Raw genomic sequence first — 17,653 nt, 5'->3', positions numbered from 1 at the left:
CGGGAAGAATGGAGCCATCGCGGACTCCGGCGGAGCGCGACTGAGTTGACGACGGGGAAAGTCAGCCCGTCCCAGACCCTCATTCGCTTGCCGCGCTCAAGCCTCCATACGATGCTGGCGGCCTGGGGCCGAATCAGGAGGCGGGCATGGTGATCTCGGGGTTCACGATCTTCACGATCGTGCTTGTGGTCTTCGTCATCGTCACCCTCCTGGCCGGGGTGAAGACCGTCCCGCAGGGCTACAAATACACCGTCGAGCGCTTCGGAAAGTACTCGCGCACGCTCAGCCCCGGCCTCGGGCTCATCGTCCCCTATGTGGAGAGCATCGGCCACAAGCTGAACATCATGGAGCAGGTGCTCGACGTCCCCAGCCAGGAGGTCATCACCCGCGACAACGCCACCGTCACGGTGGACGGCGTCGCCTTCTACACGGTGCTGGACGCCGCCCTGGCGTCCTATGAGGTCTCCAACCTGCAGCAGGCGATCCTGACCCTGACGATGACGAACATCCGCACCGTCATGGGCTCGATGGATCTCGACCAGCTGCTCTCCCACCGCGACGAGATCAACGAGCGGCTGCTGCGCGTCGTCGACGCCGCCACCTCGCCCTGGGGCATCAAGATCAACCGGGTCGAGATCAAGGACATCGTGCCGCCGCGCGACCTCGTCGACGCCATGGCGCGGCAGATGAAGGCGGAGCGCGAGAAGCGCGCCGTCGTGCTGGAGGCCGAGGGCCAGCGCCAGGCCGAGGTGCTGCGCGCCGAGGGCCATAAGACGGCGCAGATCCTGGAGGCCGAGGGCCGCCGGGAGGCCGCCTTCCGCGACGCGGAGGCGCGCGAGCGTTCGGCCGAGGCGGAGGCGAAGGCCACCCAGATGGTGAGCGACGCCATCTCCAAGGGCGACGTCAACGCGATCAACTATTTCGTGGCCCAGCAATATGTGAAGGCCCTGCAGGCCGTGGCTTCCGCCCCGAACCAGAAGGTGATCATGATGCCCTTGGAGGCGTCCTCGGTCATCGGCTCGATCGCCGGCATCGCCGAGATCTCGCGCTCGGCCTTCGCCCCCACGGACGCCGCTGCGGCCGCCCCGCGGCGGACCGCGGTCCCGACGACGCGCGAGTCCCATCCCACCTGAGCCGGGCGCCTGAGAGCGGGGGAGCGATGCTCGACATCTTCTTTGGACCATGGGGCTGGATCATCGCCGGGCTGGTGCTGGTCGGCGTCGAGGTCCTGGCGCCGGGCGCCTTCATGATCTGGCTTGGCCTGGCGGCCCTGCTGACGGGCCTCGTCTCCTTCGTGATCGCAATGTCGGGGGAGGCGGCCGCCCTGACCTTCGCGGCGCTGGCGATAGGCTGCGTGGCGGTCGGCCGCAACCTCACCCGGGACCGGGGGCCGAAGCGGCCCGAGCAGGTGATCAACGATCGGGGATCGGCCCTGGTGGGACGCCTGTTCGTGCTCGACGAGCCGCTCCAGGAAGGCCGCGGGCGCGTCCGCGTCGACGACACGGTCTGGCGCATCGAGGGTCCGGACCTGCCGGCCGGGACGGAGGTCCAGGTGATCGGCGTCGACGGCACGCTGCTGAAGGTGAAGCGGAGCTGAGCGCCGCCCCTAGGCGGCCCCGATCCGCAACAGGTCGAGGACGTGCACGAGGCCGACCGCCACCCCGTCCTCCGCCACGATGAGCGCGCCGATCTTACGGGTCTCGACGATCTCCAGCGCCTCCGCGACCAGGAGGCTGGGCGCCACGGTGGTCGGGTTGGGCGTCATGACCTCGTCGACGGAGAGCGTCATCAGCGCCGGCTGCATGTGGCGGCGCAGGTCGCCGTCGGTCACGATTCCGGCGATGCGGCCGTCGGGCTCGGTCACCACGACGCAGCCGAAGCCCTTCTGGCTGATGGCCATGATGGCGTCCGACATGCGGGCGCCGCGCGGCACCAGGGGCAGGCGGTCGCCGGTGTGCATGACGGCGCGGACCTGCTTGAGCTGGGCGCCGAGCTTGCCGCCCGGGTGGAAGACGCGGAAATCCTGCGAGCTGAAGCTGCGGCCTTCCAGCAGCGCCACCGCGAGCGCATCGCCCAGGGCGAGCTGCATCGTGGTGGAGGTGGTCGGCGCCAGCCCGTTGGGGCAGGCCTCGCGCGCCTTCGGCAGCGTGAGGCACACATCCGCCTCGCGGCCGAGCGCGCTGTCGGGGTTGGCGGTGACGCCGATGAGCCCGACGCGGAAGCGCCGCGCATAGGCGACGAGATCGGAAAGTTCCGAGGTTTCGCCCGACCAGGACAGCGCCAGGATGACGTCGCCGGCCTGGATGGCGCCGAGGTCCCCGTGGCTCGCCTCGGCCGGATGGACGAAATAGGCGGGCGTTCCGGTCGACGACAGGGTGGCGGCGATCTTGCGGCCGACATGGCCGGACTTGCCCATGCCGGTGACGATGACGCGCCCGGTGGCGCCGGCGATGAGGTCCACGGCGGCGCAGAAGCTCGCGCCGAGGCCGTCGCCCAGGGCCGCCGCCACGGCGTCGAGGCCCGCTCGCTCGGCCTCGATGGTGCGCAGGGCGGATGCGATCGCCGGGGCGGACGCGCCCTCGACACGAGGGGCTGGCGAGAGCTTGGACATCCGCGCCGCATAGCACGAGTCGGCCGGGAGAGAAACGACGACCGGCGATCGGTTACCTGCCGTTAACCGTCAATCTTCTATTCCTGTTAACCGTATCGGGCTCCAGGCGCCCGGACCCTTCCGTTGGCCGGAGCCTTCCTTGGCCCTTCGCAGCCGCCCCGCTCGCTATGCCAGACTGCTCGGGTTGGCGACCGCCCTCGCTTGCGCGGACGCCGTCGCGCTCGCGTCCGCCATGGCGCAGGCGCTTCCCCTGGATCCGGCGGCGGCGCCGGTCCCGCCACCCGCCGGCATGGACCCGGACCCCTATGCGCCCGCGCTCCGCGGCTCGGGGCCGACCTCGATGCGCCAGGCCTACAAGGGCGCCTACGCTCCCGTCGGCCAGCCGGTGCGCCCGCCCAAGAAGGCCAAGCCCCGGTCCCTGCGCCAGACCGCGCCAGCGCCGGTCGCGGCGCCGCTGTTCGGACCGGCCGCCGGAAACGCCCCGGAACTGGCCGGCACGCTGCCGACGCCGGGCCTGCCCGCGATCGAGCAGGCGCGCCGGGCGCGCCGCAAGGCCCTGCAGGACGACCCCTATGCGCCGCTCGGGATCGACACGGGCGGGCTGATCTGGCGCCCGTCGATCGACGTCTCCGGCGGCTACGACACCAATCCCAACCGGGTCGGCGGAAGGCCGCGCGGCTCCACGGCGTTCCGACAGGAGGGCGCGCTCAGCGTCGAGAGCGACTGGGAGAGGCACGCCTTCACGGCCAATCTGCGCGGCGCCTATCAGGAATACCCGTCGGTCCGGTCGGCCAACAGGCCCGACGGCGCGGGCGTCGCGGACCTGCGGATCGACGTCCTGCGCGACACGCAGGTCGACCTGGGCGCGGCCTATCTGCTCACGACGGAGCGCCCGGGGAGCCTGGAGCAGCCGGTGGTGGGATCGAAGCGCTCCACCATCCTGACGGCCGGGACCAGCGCCATGCTGACCCAGCGCTTCGGCGCGGTGGCGGTGTCCCTGCGAGGGGCCGTGGACCGCACCACCTATGGCGACCTGACGCAGGCGAACGGGCTCGAGGTCAGCCAGGGCGACCGCGACCTCAACGCCTATGGGCTGCGCCTGCGGACCGGGTATCAGGCGACGCCCGGGCTGCAGCCCTTCGTGGAGGCCACGGTCGACAAGCGCGTCTACGACACGACGCTGGATGCGTCCGGCTACGACCGGACGTCGTCGGGCGTGCAGGGCCGCGTCGGATCGACGTTCGAGATCACCCGGACGCTCACGGGCGAGGCGTCGGCCGGCTATGGCGTGCGCCAATATGAGGACCCGCGCCTGGCGGACCTGCGCGGCCCGGTGGCCGACGTCGCCCTGATCTGGTCGGCGACGCCACTCACCACCGTCACGCTGCGCGGAACGGCGTCGCTGGCCGAGACCACGGTCGTGGGAGCGACGGGCGCGCAGGTCCGCACGGTCGCCGCCGAGGTGTCCCACGCGCTGCTGCGCAACCTCATCCTGGTCGGCGCGGCGTCCTTCACCAGCACGGACTACCAGGGCGTCCCCCTGCGGGAGACGAGCTACGCCACGGGGCTGAAGCTGGAATACAGGCTGACCCGCTCCGTGGCGCTCAACGCCAGTTTCACGCATGAGCGCCTGAACGGCGCGACGGCAGGCTCCGACTACACCGCCAACACCTTCCTGGTCGGGATGAAGCTCCAGCCCTGAGGCCGGCGGCTCAGCGGTCGAGCAGCTTGTGCAGCTCGACCGTGAACGCGGCCGCGATGTCCTCGCGGCTGAGCGCATACGCCACGTTGGCCATCAGGAAGCCGATCTTCGAGCCGGTGTCGTAGATCTCGCCCGCGAAGGTGTGGGCGTAGAAGGGCTCCGACTTGGCGAGCGTGATCATGGCGTCGGTGAGCTGGATCTCGCCGCCGGCGCCGCGCTCCTGCGTCTCCAGAATGTCGAACACGGCCGGGCTGAGGATGTAGCGGCCCGAGATCGCCAGGTTGGACGGCGCCGTCCCCTTCGGCGGCTTCTCCACCATGGAGGTGATGCGCTGGAAGCCGCCCTCGTCCTGGACGCCGACGATGCCGTATTGGTGGGTCTCGCTGTCGGGGACTTCATAGGCGGCGATCATGTTGCCGCCATGGGCCTCGTAGCCGAGGATCATGTCCGCCAGGCAGGCGGTCTGGCCCAGATGCAGCATGTCGGGCAGCAGCAGCGCGAAGGGCTCGTCGCCGATGATGTCGCGCGCGCACCACACCGCGTGGCCGAGCCCGAGGGGCGCCTGCTGGCGCGTGAAGCTGGTCTGGCCGGCGCCCGGAAGGTCGCGCTTGAGGGCCTCCAGCTCCTTGGTCTTCCCGCGCTCGGCCAGCGTCCGGTCCAGCTCGAATGCGATGTCGAAATGGTCCTCGATGACGCCCTTCCCGCGCCCCGTGACGAACACGAAGTGCTCGATGCCGGCGGCCTTCGCCTCGTCCACGACGTGCTGGATGACCGGCCTGTCGACCACCGTCATCATCTCCTTCGGCACCGCCTTGGTGGCGGGGAGGAACCGCGTCCCGAGACCGGCGACGGGGAACACGGCTTTGCGGATCTTTTTCGTCATGGATCGCGTCTGCTTGCAGGAGGGACGGAGACGGCGGACTTCACGCCGGGCTTCGATTTCGCGTGGCGTGGGGGCAAACCGATATCACGGCCTCCCGTTCCATGCGAGTTCAGGAAACGTTATCGAGTGGATGGCCATGTTGGCCACAAGCAGGAGTATGCATTATGGCGGTTCTGGTGACGGGCGGCGCCGGCTATATCGGCTCGCACATGGTGTTGGCCCTGGCCGACCGTGGCGAGAAGGTCGTCGTCCTCGACAATCTGAGCACGGGCTTCGCGTCGGCGGTGCCGACGACCGTTCCGCTGGTGGTGGGCGACATGGGCGACCAGCCCCTGGTCGCGTCCGTGATGCGTGAGCATGGCGTCGACACCGTCGTGCATTTCGCAGCCAAGATCGTCGTGCCGGAATCGGTGGAGGACCCGCTCGGCTACTACCTGAACAACACCGTCAAGCCGCGGGCGCTGATCGAGACCGCGGTGGAGTGCGGGGTCAAGCACTTCATCTTCTCGTCGACGGCGGCCGTCTATGGCGACGTCAGCGGCGAGCCGGTCTCCGAGGACGACCCGACGTCGCCGGTGTCGCCCTATGGCCGGTCCAAGCTGATGACGGAATGGATCCTGCGCGATGCGGCGGCCGCGCATCCGCTGAAGTTCGTGGTGCTGCGCTACTTCAACGTCGCGGGCGCGGATCCGAAGGGCCGCACCGGCCAGTCTACGCCGCGCGCCACGCACCTGATCAAGGTCGCGTGCCAGACCGCGCTGGGCCAGCGGCCCTATCTGGAGGTGTTCGGGACCGATTTCCCCACCCGCGACGGCTCCTGCCTGCGCGACTACATCCATGTGACGGACCTCGCCAACGCCCATCTGGCGTCTCTCGACCATCTGCGGGCGGGCGGCGACAGCCTGACGCTGAATTGCGGCTACGGGCAGGGCTACTCGGTGCTGGAGGTCGTGGACGCGGTGAAGCGGGTCTCGGGCGTGGACTTCGAGGCCCGGCTCGCCCCGCGTCGGGCCGGCGATCCGGCCGCGATCGTCGCCACGGGCGAGCGGGTCCGGGAGGTGCTGGGCTGGGTCCCGCAATATGACGACCTGGAGACCATCATCACCCATGCGCTGGACTGGGAGCGCCACCTGACCACTCCCAACGCCAAGCTCCAGGGCTGAGCGCCGGCGCTCGGTTAAGCTCCCCTTCACCACCCCCCAGCACAGTGAGGCTGGAAGAACCGGCGGGCGTCCGCCCCCGGGCTGGGGACGTCGCATGCGCCGTATCGCTGTCGTGGCCATGGGCCTGGGCGTCGTCTGGGCGGGACTGGCGCAGGCCCAAACCATGCCGGGGCCGGCGCGGGTCGCGAGATCCGAGCCTGTCGCGTCCGAACCGGTCACGACGGGCTCGCTCGGGGCGCCCGGCGCCGCCCTCGCCGGCGAGCGGGACGCGGCGCCGGCGTCCTTCTCGTCCTTCGTCGAGGGGCTCTGGCCCGCGGCGCGCGCCCGCGGCGTGAGCCGGGCGACCTTCGACGCGGCCTTTTCCGGCGTGACCAGCGATCCGAAGATCGTCGAGCTCACCCGGCGCCAATCCGAGTTCGTGAAGCCGATCTGGTCCTATCTGGAGGGCGCGGTCTCCGAGGCGCGCGTGGCCCGCGGCAGGTCCGTCGCGGCCGAGCACGCGGCCACGCTGGCGGCCATCGAGCGGCGCTACGGGGTGGAGCGGTCGGTCATCCTCGGCGTCTGGGGGATGGAGACGAATTACGGCTCCTTCACGGGCGGCAAGGACGTGATCCGGTCGCTCGCGACGCTGGCGCATCTGCGCTACCGGGGCGGCTTCTTCCGCGACGAGCTCCTGACGGCCCTGACCATCCTGCAGCAGGGGCATGTGGCCCGCGCGGACATGAAGGGATCCTGGGCGGGCGCCATGGGCCAGACGCAGTTCATGCCGTCGAGCTTCCGCAAATGGGCGGTCGACCAGGACGGCGACGGCCACAAGGACATCTGGACGTCGATCCCGGACGCGCTGGCCTCGACGGCAAACTACCTGAAGACGCATGGCTGGCGGCGCGGGCTGCCCTGGGCGGTCGAGGTCCGGCTGCCGGCGCGCTTCGACTACAAGACCCGCAAGGCCGCCTTCTCCCGCTGGGCCGCGCTGGGCGCCAAGCGCGCCGACGGCAGGCCCATGCCCCACGCCGGGGAGGGATCGCTCTTCCTGCCGGCGGGCGCGCACGGCCCGGCCTTCCTGGTCACGGCGAATTTCACGGCCATCAAGGCCTATAACAGCTCGGACGCCTATGCGATGGGCGTCGGGCTGCTGGGCGACCGCATCGGCGGCGCCTCGGGCGTGCAGGCCGCATGGCCGGTGGGCGAGCCGCAGCTCGACCACGCGCAGCGGCGCGAGATCCAGCGCCGCCTGGCCTCCCTGGGGTTCGACATCGGCGAGGCCGACGGCCGGATCGGCACGCGAACCCGGGACGCGCTCCGGGCGTTCCAGGAGCGGAGGGGGCTCGTTCCGGACGGCCATCCGACGGTCGAGGCGCTGCAGGCGCTGCGCACGGCGCGATGAACTGGTAAACTCCCCTCCGGACGCGCCCGAAAGGGCGCTGCATGGAGGTCTCGTTGCAGAGCATGTCGGCGCTCATCGCGCGCCTGTTCGTCCTCGTCGTCCTGGCCGCCGCCGCCCTGCCGGGCGCGGCCCCGGAGGCTCGCGCCCAGGGGGACGACCGCTTCCCGCTTCTGTTCACCCCGCAGATGGCCCCCTCCCGCCAGCAGTTCCGGCGCGTGCGGCCGCCGCCGCCGCCGGCTCCGCGGGCGGAGCGACGCCGCGCGCCGCCTCCCGCCGCCGCCACGATGGTGATCCGCGACGCCCCCGAGAAGCCCGCCATGGAGCCGACCGCCTTCGTGATGGTGATGGGCGACGTCATGGCCGAGCTGGTCGCCAACGGGCTCGCCGACGCCTTCGACGACAACCCCGACGTCCAGGTGTCCAAGCGGACGGTGTCGTCGAGCGGACTCGTGCGCGACGACTTCTTCGACTGGCGCAAGACCGCGCGCGAGATGCTCGCCTCGGAGAAGATCACGCACGCCGTGGTGGTGCTGGGCTCCAACGACCGGCAGACCATCAAGGACGCGTCGGGGACGGCGCTGGAGCCGATGTCCGACGCCTGGAAGGAGGCCTATGCGAGCCGGGTGGAGGAGATCGGCCGGGCCTTCGCCGACAAGAACGTGCCGCTGTTCTGGGTCGGCATGCCCATCATGGAGAGTCCGCGGTTCACGGCCGACATGGTCGCCCTGAACGAGATCTTCCGGAGCGCCGCCCGCAAGACGGGCGCCATCTATATCGACCTGTTCGAGCCGTTCGCCGACGCCAAGAACCGGTATTCGTCCTTTGGGCCGGACCTCGCCGGCGACACCGTGAAGCTGCGCACGTCGGACGGCGTCCACTTCACTAAGGCGGGCGCCCGCAAGGCGGCCCACTTCATCGAGGTCGAGATCCGCCGTTCGCTCGACCAGCGCGCGCCGGCCATCGTCGCCGTGCCGGGCGCGGACCCGGACGACCCCGCCTCCCACGATCCCACCCTGCAGCCGGGCGGGGTGGAGCGCGCCATCGACCAGACGGTCCTCCGCGGCCTCGACGGGCTCCCCCCGGCGCCGCTCACCATCCCGCAGCGGCCCGTGGCCGGGCCGATCCTGCCGCTCACCGGACCGGAGTCCGCCCAGGGCGGGGCGCTGGTCGCGGGCGTGAGCCGCAAGCCGTCGACGGAGGCCGGACAGCTCGTCGAGCGCGCGCTGCTGCGCGGGCAAATTCCCGACCCCAAGCCGGGCCGCGCCGACGACTTCCGCTGGCCGAGCGCGCGCTAGTCCCCGGGCGTCCGGGGCGCCGCCCAGACCGAAACACCTGACAGGCCGCACCGGCCGCGCGAGCGCGGCCGGCCGGATACGCGATGCCGCTACGTGCACTACGTAGGGTCCGGTATTTCGACATAGTAGTTCCAGTCCCGAAAATGGTTAGAACTTTCATCACGAGGAAGCAGTCGATCCTCTGCATCATTTAAGGGAGCGAGAAGATGGTTTGCGGAATTCAGCCCACGAACTATTCCAACGGGTCTTACGGAACGAGCCGTGTGAATGGCAGCGAATTCGGCCGAGCTGTGGCGAACAACTGCAACTCGCAGTCCGGTGACCTGAAGTCCATCCTGGGCGACATCAAGAGCGAGCTGTCGAACATCGAGAAGCTTCTCGAAAAGCTGGTTTCGGCGCTGGGCAATGGCGGATCGAACGGCGGCTCGTCCTGCGGATCGACCAACTCCGGCTCCGGCGCGAATTGCGGCGACACCGGCACGATCATCAAGGGCCTGAAGGACGAGCTCGGCTCGATCCAGAACACCCTGACGCAGATCTGCGGCAGCCAGGGCGTGACGAGCGGCTCCAGGGCCGATTGCGGCGTCCAGGGCAGGCCGATCCCGGTCGACGGCGGCTATCACCCGGCCCCTGGCGTCGTCGACGACTGCGGCGACAAGCCGATCCCGGTCGACGGCGGCTATCACCCGACCCCTGGCGTGGTCGACGATTGCGGCGACAAGCTGATCCCGGTCGATGGCGGCTATCACCCGAAGCCCGTCGTGGTCGACGATTGCCGCGGCAAGCCCATTCCGGTCGACGGCGGCTACCATCCGACCCCGGGAGTTCTGAATGACGGCTGCGGCAAGCCGATCCCGCTGCCTAACCCCGCTCCGACCCCGGCGCCGATCGTCTGCACCCCGAAGCCGACGCCCCAGCCGGCCCCGAAGCCGATCGAGTGCAACCCCAAGCCGACCCCGGCTCCGATCCCGACGCCGACCCCGACCCCGATCGCTTGTCACCCGAAGCCCACTCCCAAGCCGGACTGCGGCGACAAGTGGGAGGTCGGCCAGGTGAAGGACGGCAAGGGCGAGATCCACCTCGGCAAGGGCTACACGCTGAACTTCGACGAGAAGCAAGAGTCCTTCATCCTGAAGAACAACTGCACCGGTGACAGCACCCGCGTCTGGGGCGACCCCCATGTCGACGCCGGCGGCAATGGCAAGGACTGGGACTTCAAGAAGAGCAACACCTTCCAGCTGGCCGACGGCACCAAGATCAGCGTCTCCACCGTGGATCGCGACGGAAAGGCCGCGACCGACAAGAGCGACGTGAGCTACTCGTCCAAGCTGACCATCACCAAGGGCGAAAAGGCCATCGTGGTCTCCGGCCTGGCCGGCAACCATGACGGCAAGGACAACGTGTCCGTGAAGGTCAGCGGCCATGGCAAGCAGATCGACAAGGCCACTCCCGACGGCGTGACCGTCAAGGAGGAGAAGGGCGGCTGGAGCCTGAACGGCAAGACCGTCAACCAGAAGGACTACGACAGGGCCGAGAAGGGCGTCGCGGTTCTCTGATCGACGTCGATCCCACCCATCAAAGCGGAAGGGCGGTCGCGATGCGGCCGCCCTTTTGGCGTTGCGCGGTCGGCGAGGCCGGGGCCCAGGCCGGGCGGTCGTGGGGAGGCGCGCAGGCGAGGCAGGGCGCCGCGACCCTCGCCGGAAACGACGAAAGCCCGCAGCCGGAGAGGCTGCGGGCTTGTTCGTTCGGTCGGAGGCGGAGGCGGAGGCGCTAGAGCTTGGCGGCGCGAAGCGTGATCGGCGTGGCGGCCGGTGGGCGTTCGTCCAGCCGGGTCAGCGGGCCGGGCAGGCGGGCGCTCGCATCTGGCGCTCCGCAGGAGATCGGCCTGGCGTCGGCGGAAGCCGCCGGGAGACGCACCAGGTTTTCGATCGCGTCGCGCGGGCGGCCGCCGTCCCGCAGGGCTTCCCGGACGGCGCCCGGCTCGGGCGCGGCCCGGGCGCGCAGCGCCTCGGCGAATTGAGACGAGCCGGTCGCCGACGAGGACGAACCGAGCTCGCCTCCCCGGGAAGGCCCATTGATTTTCAGAGTCATCGGCCTGTTCCCAAAGAGAGGTGGCCTTCCCTCATGACATCGCCGCGACGGACGTTCCATCCGAGGCGACTACCGAGGCCTCGGCAGGCCTGCTTACGGCGCGTTAAGCATGATGACCGACGGAATCGCGACCTTAAGCAATTGCAGACTTGAGGCATGCCTAGTGGTCTCTTCGAGGAGGCCGGCTTGTCACGTTGGGATATCTCCAAAAGCGTCGACCGCGGCGGGGCGCCGGATCTGACCCGCATCCGCGCGCTGGAGCCGCGGGTGAGGCTCAGCGCGGTCGACCAGCCGACGCAGCCCAGGCCCGCCGGGGCCGTGGCCGCGCGTCCGCGCGCGTCGGCGGCCGCGCCGGCGGCGCAGAGCGTGCGGCTCGCGTCCGGCGACCTCGGGCCGCTCGCCCGTTCGGCCGACGCGCTGATCGCCGACCTGTCGCGCATCGAGATCAGCCTGTCGCGTCTCGGCGCCAGGCAGCCGCAGGACGCGCATTCCATCGAGATCGGCTCGAGCGCCCTGCGCGAGGTCGTGCGCCGGATGAAGCTCGTGGTGACGGCGGCCGATGCGCTCGTCGCCGGGGACCTGTGAGCATGACCGAAAGGCAGGGCGCCTTCGCTCCTCCCCCGCGACCGAGGCCGTCGCATCTGATCCCGCCCGCCTTCGGGCCGGCGAACGCCGGATTCGGCCTCGCCGAGGCCTCCGCCGCGCCGGCCGCGGGCCTGGCCGAGGACGACATCAGGCTCCTGAACGCCGTGGCGGCGCACCAGATCCTCTACGGCAAGCCCTCCGAGGCGCTGGCGCTGCTCCAGCTCACCGTGCGGTTCGCGCCCGGGGATCCGCAGAGCCTGCGCCTGCTGTCGGAAGCGTTCCTGGCCACGGGCGACGCGGAGACCGCGGACGCCGCCGTTGCGGCGCACGAGGCGGCGGTCGGTCCCGGGCGGCTGGCGCCGTCGGACCTGCTCAGGCGATCGCGGGTCTCGGCCGCCTTGCGGCGCGGCGCGGAGGCGGCGGACGCGTTCGCCCGGTTCCTGCGGTCGCGGAGGCCCGCGCCATGATGGAACGGTTGACGACGGCCCTCCACCGCATGCGCGGCCGGCAGGATCTCGCCCTGATCGTGATCCTGCTCACCGCCGTGCTGGTGATGATCATCCCGATGCCGACGCTGATGCTCGACGTCCTGATCGGGCTCAACATCACCATGACGATGGTGATTCTCATGGTCGCCATCTATATCGACCGCCCGACGAGCTTCTCGACCTTCCCGGCCGTGATCCTGATCGCCACGACCTTCAGGCTGGCGATCTCCATCTCGACCACGCGCACGATCCTGACGGAGGCCGAGGGCGGCGACATCGTCCAGACCTTCGGGCTGTTCGTGACGGGCGGCAACCTGGTCGTCGGCCTCGTCATCTTCCTGATCATCACGATCGTGCAGTTCGTGGTGATCACCAAGGGCGCCGAGCGCGTGGCCGAGGTGGCGGCGCGCTTCGTGCTGGACGCCCTGCCGGGCCGGCAGATGAGCATCGACGCGGAGTTGCGGGCGGGCGACATCGACCCGTCCGAGGCGCGCCAGCGCCGCCGCAACCTCGACAAGGAGAACCAGTTCTTCGGCGCCATGGACGGCGCGATGAAGTTCGTGAAGGGCGACGCCATCGCGGGCCTGCTGATCGTGGTCGTGAACCTGATCGGCGGCATCTCGATCGGAGCGCTGCAGAAGGGGATGCCGCTGCCCCAGGCGGTCTCGACCTATTCGCTGCTCACCATCGGCGACGGCCTCGTGGCGCAGATCCCGGCCTTGCTGCTGGCCCTGTGCTCGGGCGCGATCGTGACCCGCGTCACCACCGACCAGGGCGCCGATCTGGGCGGAGACATCGCGGCGGAGCTCGCCGGCAACCAGCGCAGCATCGGCGCGGCGGGCGTCGTGGTGGCGGCCATCGGCCTCGTGCCGGGCTTCCCGACCGTGCTGTTTACTCGGCCGCGACGGCCGCCGTCACCGTCGACCTCAGGCTCGCCACCTCTCAGTCCGGCGGCGAGGCCACGGGCGACATCCTGTCGGGCGTCGAGAACCTCATCGGGTCCTCGACCGCCGCCAGCGTGCTCACGGGCTCGACGGGCGCGAACTCGATCATCGGCGGGGCGGGCGCGGACGTCCTGGACGGCGACGCCGGCGACGACACGCTCGTCGGCGGAGCGGGCGCGGACACCCTCTCGGGCGGCTCGGGGCTGGATACGGCCGACTACTCGCGGTCGACCGCGGCCGTCACCGTCGATCTCAAGCTCGCGACCGCGCAGTCCGGCGGGGACGCGGCGGGCGACGTTCTGTCCGGGGTCGAGAACGTCATCGGTTCGGCGACGGTCGCCAGCGTCCTGACAGGCTCCGCCGCGGCGAACGCGCTCACCGGCGGAGCAGGCGCGGACAGGCTCGACGGCGACGCCGGAGACGACACGCTCGTGGGCGGCGCCGGATCGGATACGCTGATCGGCGGCTCGGGGATCGATCTGGCCGACTATTCGGCGTCGACGTCCGGCGTCACCGTCAATCTGACGCTGGCGACCGCGCAGTCGGGCGGCAACGCGGCGGGCGACATCCTGTCGGGCGTCGAAAACGTCACGGGTTCGGCCACGGCCGCGAGCAAGCTGACGGGCGACGCCGGCGCGAACGCGCTCACGGGCGGCGGCGCGAACGACACCCTGGTCGGAGGCGCCGGCGCAGACACCCTGACGGGCGGAGCCGGCTCCGACACGGTCGACTACTCGGCCTCCTCGGCGGGCGTGACCGTCGATCTCGGCCTCGCGACGGCGCAGTCGGGCGGCGATGCGGCCGGGGACATCCTCTCGGGCGTGGAGACGATCCTGGGCTCCGCCTATGACGACGATCTGTCGACCGCGCTCGGGGTCAGCGGCCGCCTGGAAGGCGGCGCCGGCAACGACATCCTCCGGTCGCTCAACACCTCCGAGGTGTTGGTGGGCGGACTGGGCAACGACACCTATTACGTGACCTCGGCCACCACTTCGATCCTGGAGAACGCCGGCGAGGGCATCGATACGATCGTCACGGCCCGCAGGCCCAACTGGAATCTGGGGTCCAACATCGAGAACCTGATCTATACCGGCACCTCCGGTTTCGTGGGGACCGGAAACACGCTCGACAACGTGCTGGCCGGGTCCTCGCTCGGAACCGAGACGCTCCAGGGCCTCGCCGGCAACGACACGCTGGTCGGCTCCGCAGGGGCCGACACCCTCGACGGAGGCGCCGACACCGACACGGCCGACTATTCGGCGTCGACGGCGGGCGTCACGGTGGACCTCACCCTGGCGACCTCGCAGTCGGGCGGCGACGCCGCCGGGGACATCCTCAGCAACTTCGAGAACGTCACCGGCTCGGCGACCGCCGCCAACAAGCTGACCGGCACGTCCGGGGCGAACGTCCTGATCGGAGGAGCGGGCGCCGACACGCTCATTGGCGGCGCGGGGGCCGACACCCTGACCGGCGGCTCCGGGAACGACACCGCGAGCTATGCGACGTCGACGACGGGCGTCACGGTCGATCTCACGCTGGCCACCTCGCAGTCGGGGGGCGACGCGGCCGGGGACATCCTGTCCGGCTTCGAGAACGTGATCGGGTCCGCCACAGCCGGCAGCAAGCTGACCGGCGACGCCAACGCGAACGCCCTCACCGGCGGGAGCGGCGCCGACACGCTCGCCGGCGGCGCGGGGGCCGACACCCTGACGGGCGCGGCCGGCGTCGATACGGCGGACTATTCGGCCTCATCGGCGGGCGTCACCGTCAATCTCGCGCTGGCGACCTCGCAATCGGGCGGCGACGCGGCCGGAGACATCCTGTCCGGCGTCGAGAACGTGGTGGGCTCCAGGACCGGCGCCAACGTGCTGACGGGGGACGGTAACGCCAACACGATCGCGGGCGGAGCCGCGGCCGACACGCTGACCGGCGGGGCCGGGACCGACACGGTCGACTACTCGGCCTCCACGACGGGCGTCACCGTCAATCTCTCGCTCGCGACCGCGCAGGCGGGGGGCGACGCGGCCGGGGACGTGCTCTCGGGCTTCGAGAACGTGACCGGCTCGGCGACGGCGTCGAACACGCTCACCGGGACGTCCGCCGCCAACCTGATCACCGCGGGAGCCGCCGGCGATACGCTGGACGGAGGCGGCGGCTCCGACACCCTCCTGGGAGGGGCAGGAAACGACTGGATCTTCTACCGCGGGACGGAGGCCTCCATCTCGGCCGGCGCGGGGCAGGACACGCTGGTGCTGCTGGCCGGGGTGACGGTCGACCTGTCCAACGCGGCCGACCAGACGATCGGCGATTCCGTGGTGGTCACCGGTTTCGAATCGGTCGACGCCAGCGCGCTGTCGGTCGCGGTCAGCCTCACCGGCGACGCCGGGGCCAACAGGCTGGTGGGCGGGTCCGGCAACGACACGCTGATCGGCGGGGGAGGAGCCGACACGCTCACGGGCGGGGCCGGAAGCGATACGGCCAGCTACGCGGCGTCGCCGGTCGGGGTCACCGTCGACCTGACGGTCGCCGGCGCGCAGAACCCGGGGGGCTCGGGCCACGAGGCCGGCGACGTGCTCGCCGGCGTCGAGAACGTGGTCGGGTCGGCCACCGGGGCCAATTCGCTGACCGGCAACGCCTCGGCGAATGCGCTGACCGGCGGGGCCGGCGCCGACACCATCGTGGGCGGCGGGGGCGCCGACACCCTGGCGGGCGGCGGCGGCGTCGATGCGTTCACCATCGACGGCAGTTCGCTGACCCTGGCGGCGCGCGTCGATGGCGGAACCGGAACCGATACGGTGACGGTCGCGGCCCATTCGGGATCGTCCTTCACCAGCTCCGATCTCGCGGCGGCGCTCACCAATGTCGAAGTCATCGATTTCCGCGCCGCGGGCGTCGGCGCCACGCTATCGGTGAGCGGCTCCCAGGCCGCCGCGATGACGGACGCGGCCAAGACCCTGACGCTGCAAACCTCGGCCTCGGGCGACGACGCGGTGACGGTGGCGGATGCGGCCTCGCGCTACACGACGACGACGGATGCGAGCGGGACCCATTACGACATCAGCGCCGATGACGCCCATACGACATTGCTGGCCCATCTCACGGTGATCGCCGCGTAGATAGGCCGCGGGAGCGGCGCGATCCGGGCCCCGCCCGTCAGGGCTCGTACCGCTCCCGGTTCTCGGCCAGGATGGCCACGATCTCGTCGGCGAGGCGAAGGAAGGCCGCGCGCTCGCGGGCCGAGAAATCCGCGTCCAGATCGAAGCGCACACGCGCCAAACGTGAGGTCGCGGGCTGGGCGAAGGCGTCCGGAACGGAGTTCGCAATGACCTCGGCGACCACTTTGGTCAACAGATCTGTGCTCATCGGAGCCTCCGGTTCCATCGTCCCGCGATAGACGAGATCGTCGAACCAGGCTTTGACACTCATCAAAGAGTAAGTACAAAGAATTCGTATTTAGTCGGTCCGGGCGAAGGCGTAGCCCTTCACGATCTTGAGCTCGACCGTTTCCCCCACCGCCGGCGCGATCGCGCTCGGCAGGTCCACCTCCATCCGCCGGGCCAGGCCCGTCACGGCGACCTCGGCCCTGCGGATCGCGCCGTGGCGGCGCACGGCCGCCACCACGCCGGCGATGCCGTGGCCGTGCGGCGGCTCGATCCGGATGTCCTGCGGCCTGACGAAGAGCTTGCCGGCGCCGCGCCCGTTGTGATGCGCGGCGGCGAAAATCGGCCGGTCCTGCAGGAAGGCCTGTCCGCCGGCGATCTCGACGTCGAGCCGGTTGCTCTCGCCGAGGAAGCCGCAGACGAAGGCCGTGGCCGGCCTGTCATAGACGTCGTCGGGCGCGCCGACCTGCTCGATATGGCCGTCGTTCAGGACCGCGACCCTGTCGGCGAGCTCGAGGGCCTCGTCCTGGTCATGGGTGACGAAGAGGGTCGTATGCCCCGTGCGGCGGTGCACGTCGCGCAGCCATTGCCGCAGGTCCTTGCGGACGCGGGCGTCCAGGGCGCCGAAGGGCTCGTCCAGCAGCAGCACGCGCGGCTCGATCGCGAGCGCCCGCGCGAGGGCCACGCGCTGGCGCTGCCCGCCCGAGAGCTGCCCCGGGAAACGCGCCTCGAGCCCGACGAGCTGGACGAGGTCGAGAAGCTGGCCGACGCGGCGGCGGATCTCGTCGGAGGGCGGCCGCTCGCGCCGGGGCCGCGCCCTCAGGCCGTAGGCGATGTTGTCGGCCACGGTCATGTGCCGGAACAGGGCGTAATGCTGGAACACGAAGCCGATGCGCCGGTCGCGCAGGGACAGGTGCTGAGCCTCGACGTCGTCGAAGACGACCTTCCCGCCGTCGGGCTCCTCGAGCCCGGCGATGACGCGCAGCAACGTGGTCTTGCCCGAGCCGGACGGGCCCAGCAGGGCCACGAGCTCGGCCGGAGCGACGTCCAGCGACACCCCCCGCAGCGCCGCGAAGGGGCCAAAGAACTTGCTCACGCCCTCGATCCTGACGGCCACGGACATG

At 70.7% G+C, this 17,653-nt stretch carries 15 protein-coding genes and 1 pseudogene; 11 read left to right on the top strand and 5 right to left on the bottom strand.

What is annotated here, in order from left to right; all coding sequences use genetic code 11:
• Window positions 1-152 precede the first annotated feature (152 nt).
• Window positions 153-1,133, top strand: a complete 981-nt coding sequence (locus ACYVO7_RS15165) for an SPFH domain-containing protein (RefSeq protein WP_460450719.1) — start codon at window positions 153-155, stop codon at window positions 1,131-1,133.
• Between the two features lie 26 nt (window positions 1,134-1,159).
• Window positions 1,160-1,597, top strand: coding sequence for an NfeD family protein (locus ACYVO7_RS15160; protein ID WP_460450641.1), 438 nt, complete (start codon window positions 1,160-1,162; stop codon window positions 1,595-1,597).
• A 9-nt stretch (window positions 1,598-1,606) separates the two neighbouring features.
• Here the strand turns inward: ACYVO7_RS15160 and ACYVO7_RS15155 are convergent, their stop codons facing one another.
• On the bottom strand, window positions 1,607-2,611 hold the full coding sequence (locus tag ACYVO7_RS15155; protein WP_460450640.1) for a KpsF/GutQ family sugar-phosphate isomerase: 1,005 nt from the start codon (window positions 2,609-2,611) through the stop codon (window positions 1,607-1,609).
• Between the two features lie 184 nt (window positions 2,612-2,795).
• On the opposite strand from ACYVO7_RS15155, the gene ACYVO7_RS15150 reads away from it, so the two are divergent.
• On the top strand, window positions 2,796-4,313 hold the full coding sequence (locus ACYVO7_RS15150; protein WP_460450639.1) for an outer membrane beta-barrel protein: 1,518 nt from the start codon (window positions 2,796-2,798) through the stop codon (window positions 4,311-4,313).
• 10 nt (window positions 4,314-4,323) lie between these two features.
• Here the strand turns inward: ACYVO7_RS15150 and ACYVO7_RS15145 are convergent, their stop codons facing one another.
• Complete coding sequence (locus ACYVO7_RS15145) at window positions 4,324-5,196, bottom strand: UTP--glucose-1-phosphate uridylyltransferase (protein WP_460450638.1); 873 nt, start codon at window positions 5,194-5,196, stop codon at window positions 4,324-4,326.
• 164 nt (window positions 5,197-5,360) lie between these two features.
• Between ACYVO7_RS15145 and galE the strand changes: the two genes are divergently transcribed.
• The 4 genes from galE (at window position 5,361) to ACYVO7_RS15125 (ending at window position 10,597) form a co-directional block, all read left to right on the top strand.
• Complete coding sequence (galE, locus tag ACYVO7_RS15140) at window positions 5,361-6,359, top strand: UDP-glucose 4-epimerase GalE (RefSeq protein WP_460450637.1); 999 nt, start codon at window positions 5,361-5,363, stop codon at window positions 6,357-6,359.
• A 94-nt stretch (window positions 6,360-6,453) separates the two neighbouring features.
• Window positions 6,454-7,746 (top strand): lytic murein transglycosylase, encoded by a 1,293-nt coding sequence (locus tag ACYVO7_RS15135; RefSeq protein WP_460450636.1) that lies wholly within the window; start codon window positions 6,454-6,456, stop codon window positions 7,744-7,746.
• Window positions 7,747-7,808: 62 nt separating this feature from the next.
• Entirely contained in the window at window positions 7,809-9,041 is a 1,233-nt protein-coding gene (locus ACYVO7_RS15130) for an SGNH/GDSL hydrolase family protein (protein WP_460450718.1), read from the top strand.
• Window positions 9,042-9,304: 263 nt separating this feature from the next.
• Window positions 9,305-10,597, top strand: a complete 1,293-nt coding sequence (locus tag ACYVO7_RS15125; RefSeq protein WP_460450635.1) for a DUF1521 domain-containing protein — start codon at window positions 9,305-9,307, stop codon at window positions 10,595-10,597.
• A gap of 214 nt (window positions 10,598-10,811) precedes the next feature.
• On the opposite strand, the gene ACYVO7_RS15120 is transcribed toward ACYVO7_RS15125, so the two are convergent.
• Complete coding sequence (locus ACYVO7_RS15120) at window positions 10,812-11,132, bottom strand: hypothetical protein (protein ID WP_460450634.1); 321 nt, start codon at window positions 11,130-11,132, stop codon at window positions 10,812-10,814.
• Window positions 11,133-11,318: 186 nt separating this feature from the next.
• Here ACYVO7_RS15120 and ACYVO7_RS15115 point away from each other — a divergent pair, with 186 nt between their 5' ends.
• The 4 genes and pseudogenes from ACYVO7_RS15115 to ACYVO7_RS15100 all read left to right on the top strand — a co-directional run bounded on the left by ACYVO7_RS15115 (window position 11,319) and on the right by ACYVO7_RS15100 (window position 16,265).
• Window positions 11,319-11,717 carry a hypothetical protein gene (locus ACYVO7_RS15115; protein WP_460450633.1) on the top strand — a complete coding sequence of 133 codons (399 nt, stop codon included), beginning with the start codon at window positions 11,319-11,321 and terminating at the stop codon, window positions 11,715-11,717.
• Window positions 11,718-11,719: 2 nt separating this feature from the next.
• Window positions 11,720-12,184 carry a hypothetical protein gene (locus ACYVO7_RS15110; protein WP_460450632.1) on the top strand — a complete coding sequence of 155 codons (465 nt, stop codon included), beginning with the start codon at window positions 11,720-11,722 and terminating at the stop codon, window positions 12,182-12,184.
• Window positions 12,181-13,089 (top strand): annotated as a pseudogene (locus tag ACYVO7_RS15105) (FHIPEP family type III secretion protein); the annotation flags it as partial. The gene ACYVO7_RS15110 and the pseudogene ACYVO7_RS15105, both read left to right, overlap by 4 nt.
• 134 nt (window positions 13,090-13,223) lie before the next feature.
• Window positions 13,224-16,265: a beta strand repeat-containing protein gene (locus tag ACYVO7_RS15100; protein ID WP_460450631.1), complete on the top strand. Its 3,042-nt coding sequence runs from the start codon at window positions 13,224-13,226 to the stop codon at window positions 16,263-16,265.
• 37 nt (window positions 16,266-16,302) lie between these two features.
• On the opposite strand, the gene ACYVO7_RS15095 is transcribed toward ACYVO7_RS15100, so the two are convergent.
• Window positions 16,303-16,512 (bottom strand): hypothetical protein, encoded by a 210-nt coding sequence (locus ACYVO7_RS15095; protein WP_460450630.1) that lies wholly within the window; start codon window positions 16,510-16,512, stop codon window positions 16,303-16,305.
• 90 nt (window positions 16,513-16,602) lie between these two features.
• Entirely contained in the window at window positions 16,603-17,646 is a 1,044-nt protein-coding gene (locus ACYVO7_RS15090; protein ID WP_460450717.1) for a sulfate/molybdate ABC transporter ATP-binding protein, read from the bottom strand.
• Window positions 17,647-17,653 lie beyond the last annotated feature (7 nt).

Source organism: Alsobacter sp. SYSU BS001988 (assembly GCF_054796215.1).
This window is presented reverse-complemented; position numbering and strand designations above follow the sequence as displayed.

Coding starts and splice junctions, on each gene's coding strand:
- ACYVO7_RS15160 (WP_460450641.1), top strand. CDS start 1,160: ATGCTCGACATCTTCTTTGGACCATGGGGCTGGATCATCGCCGGGCTG.
- ACYVO7_RS15155 (WP_460450640.1), bottom strand. CDS start 2,611: ATGTCCAAGCTCTCGCCAGCCCCTCGTGTCGAGGGCGCGTCCGCCCCG.
- ACYVO7_RS15145 (WP_460450638.1), bottom strand. CDS start 5,196: ATGACGAAAAAGATCCGCAAAGCCGTGTTCCCCGTCGCCGGTCTCGGG.
- galE (WP_460450637.1), top strand. CDS start 5,361: ATGGCGGTTCTGGTGACGGGCGGCGCCGGCTATATCGGCTCGCACATG.
- ACYVO7_RS15135 (WP_460450636.1), top strand. CDS start 6,454: ATGCGCCGTATCGCTGTCGTGGCCATGGGCCTGGGCGTCGTCTGGGCG.
- ACYVO7_RS15130 (WP_460450718.1), top strand. CDS start 7,809: ATGTCGGCGCTCATCGCGCGCCTGTTCGTCCTCGTCGTCCTGGCCGCC.
- ACYVO7_RS15120 (WP_460450634.1), bottom strand. CDS start 11,132: ATGACTCTGAAAATCAATGGGCCTTCCCGGGGAGGCGAGCTCGGTTCG.
- ACYVO7_RS15110 (WP_460450632.1), top strand. CDS start 11,720: ATGACCGAAAGGCAGGGCGCCTTCGCTCCTCCCCCGCGACCGAGGCCG.
- ACYVO7_RS15095 (WP_460450630.1), bottom strand. CDS start 16,512: ATGAGCACAGATCTGTTGACCAAAGTGGTCGCCGAGGTCATTGCGAAC.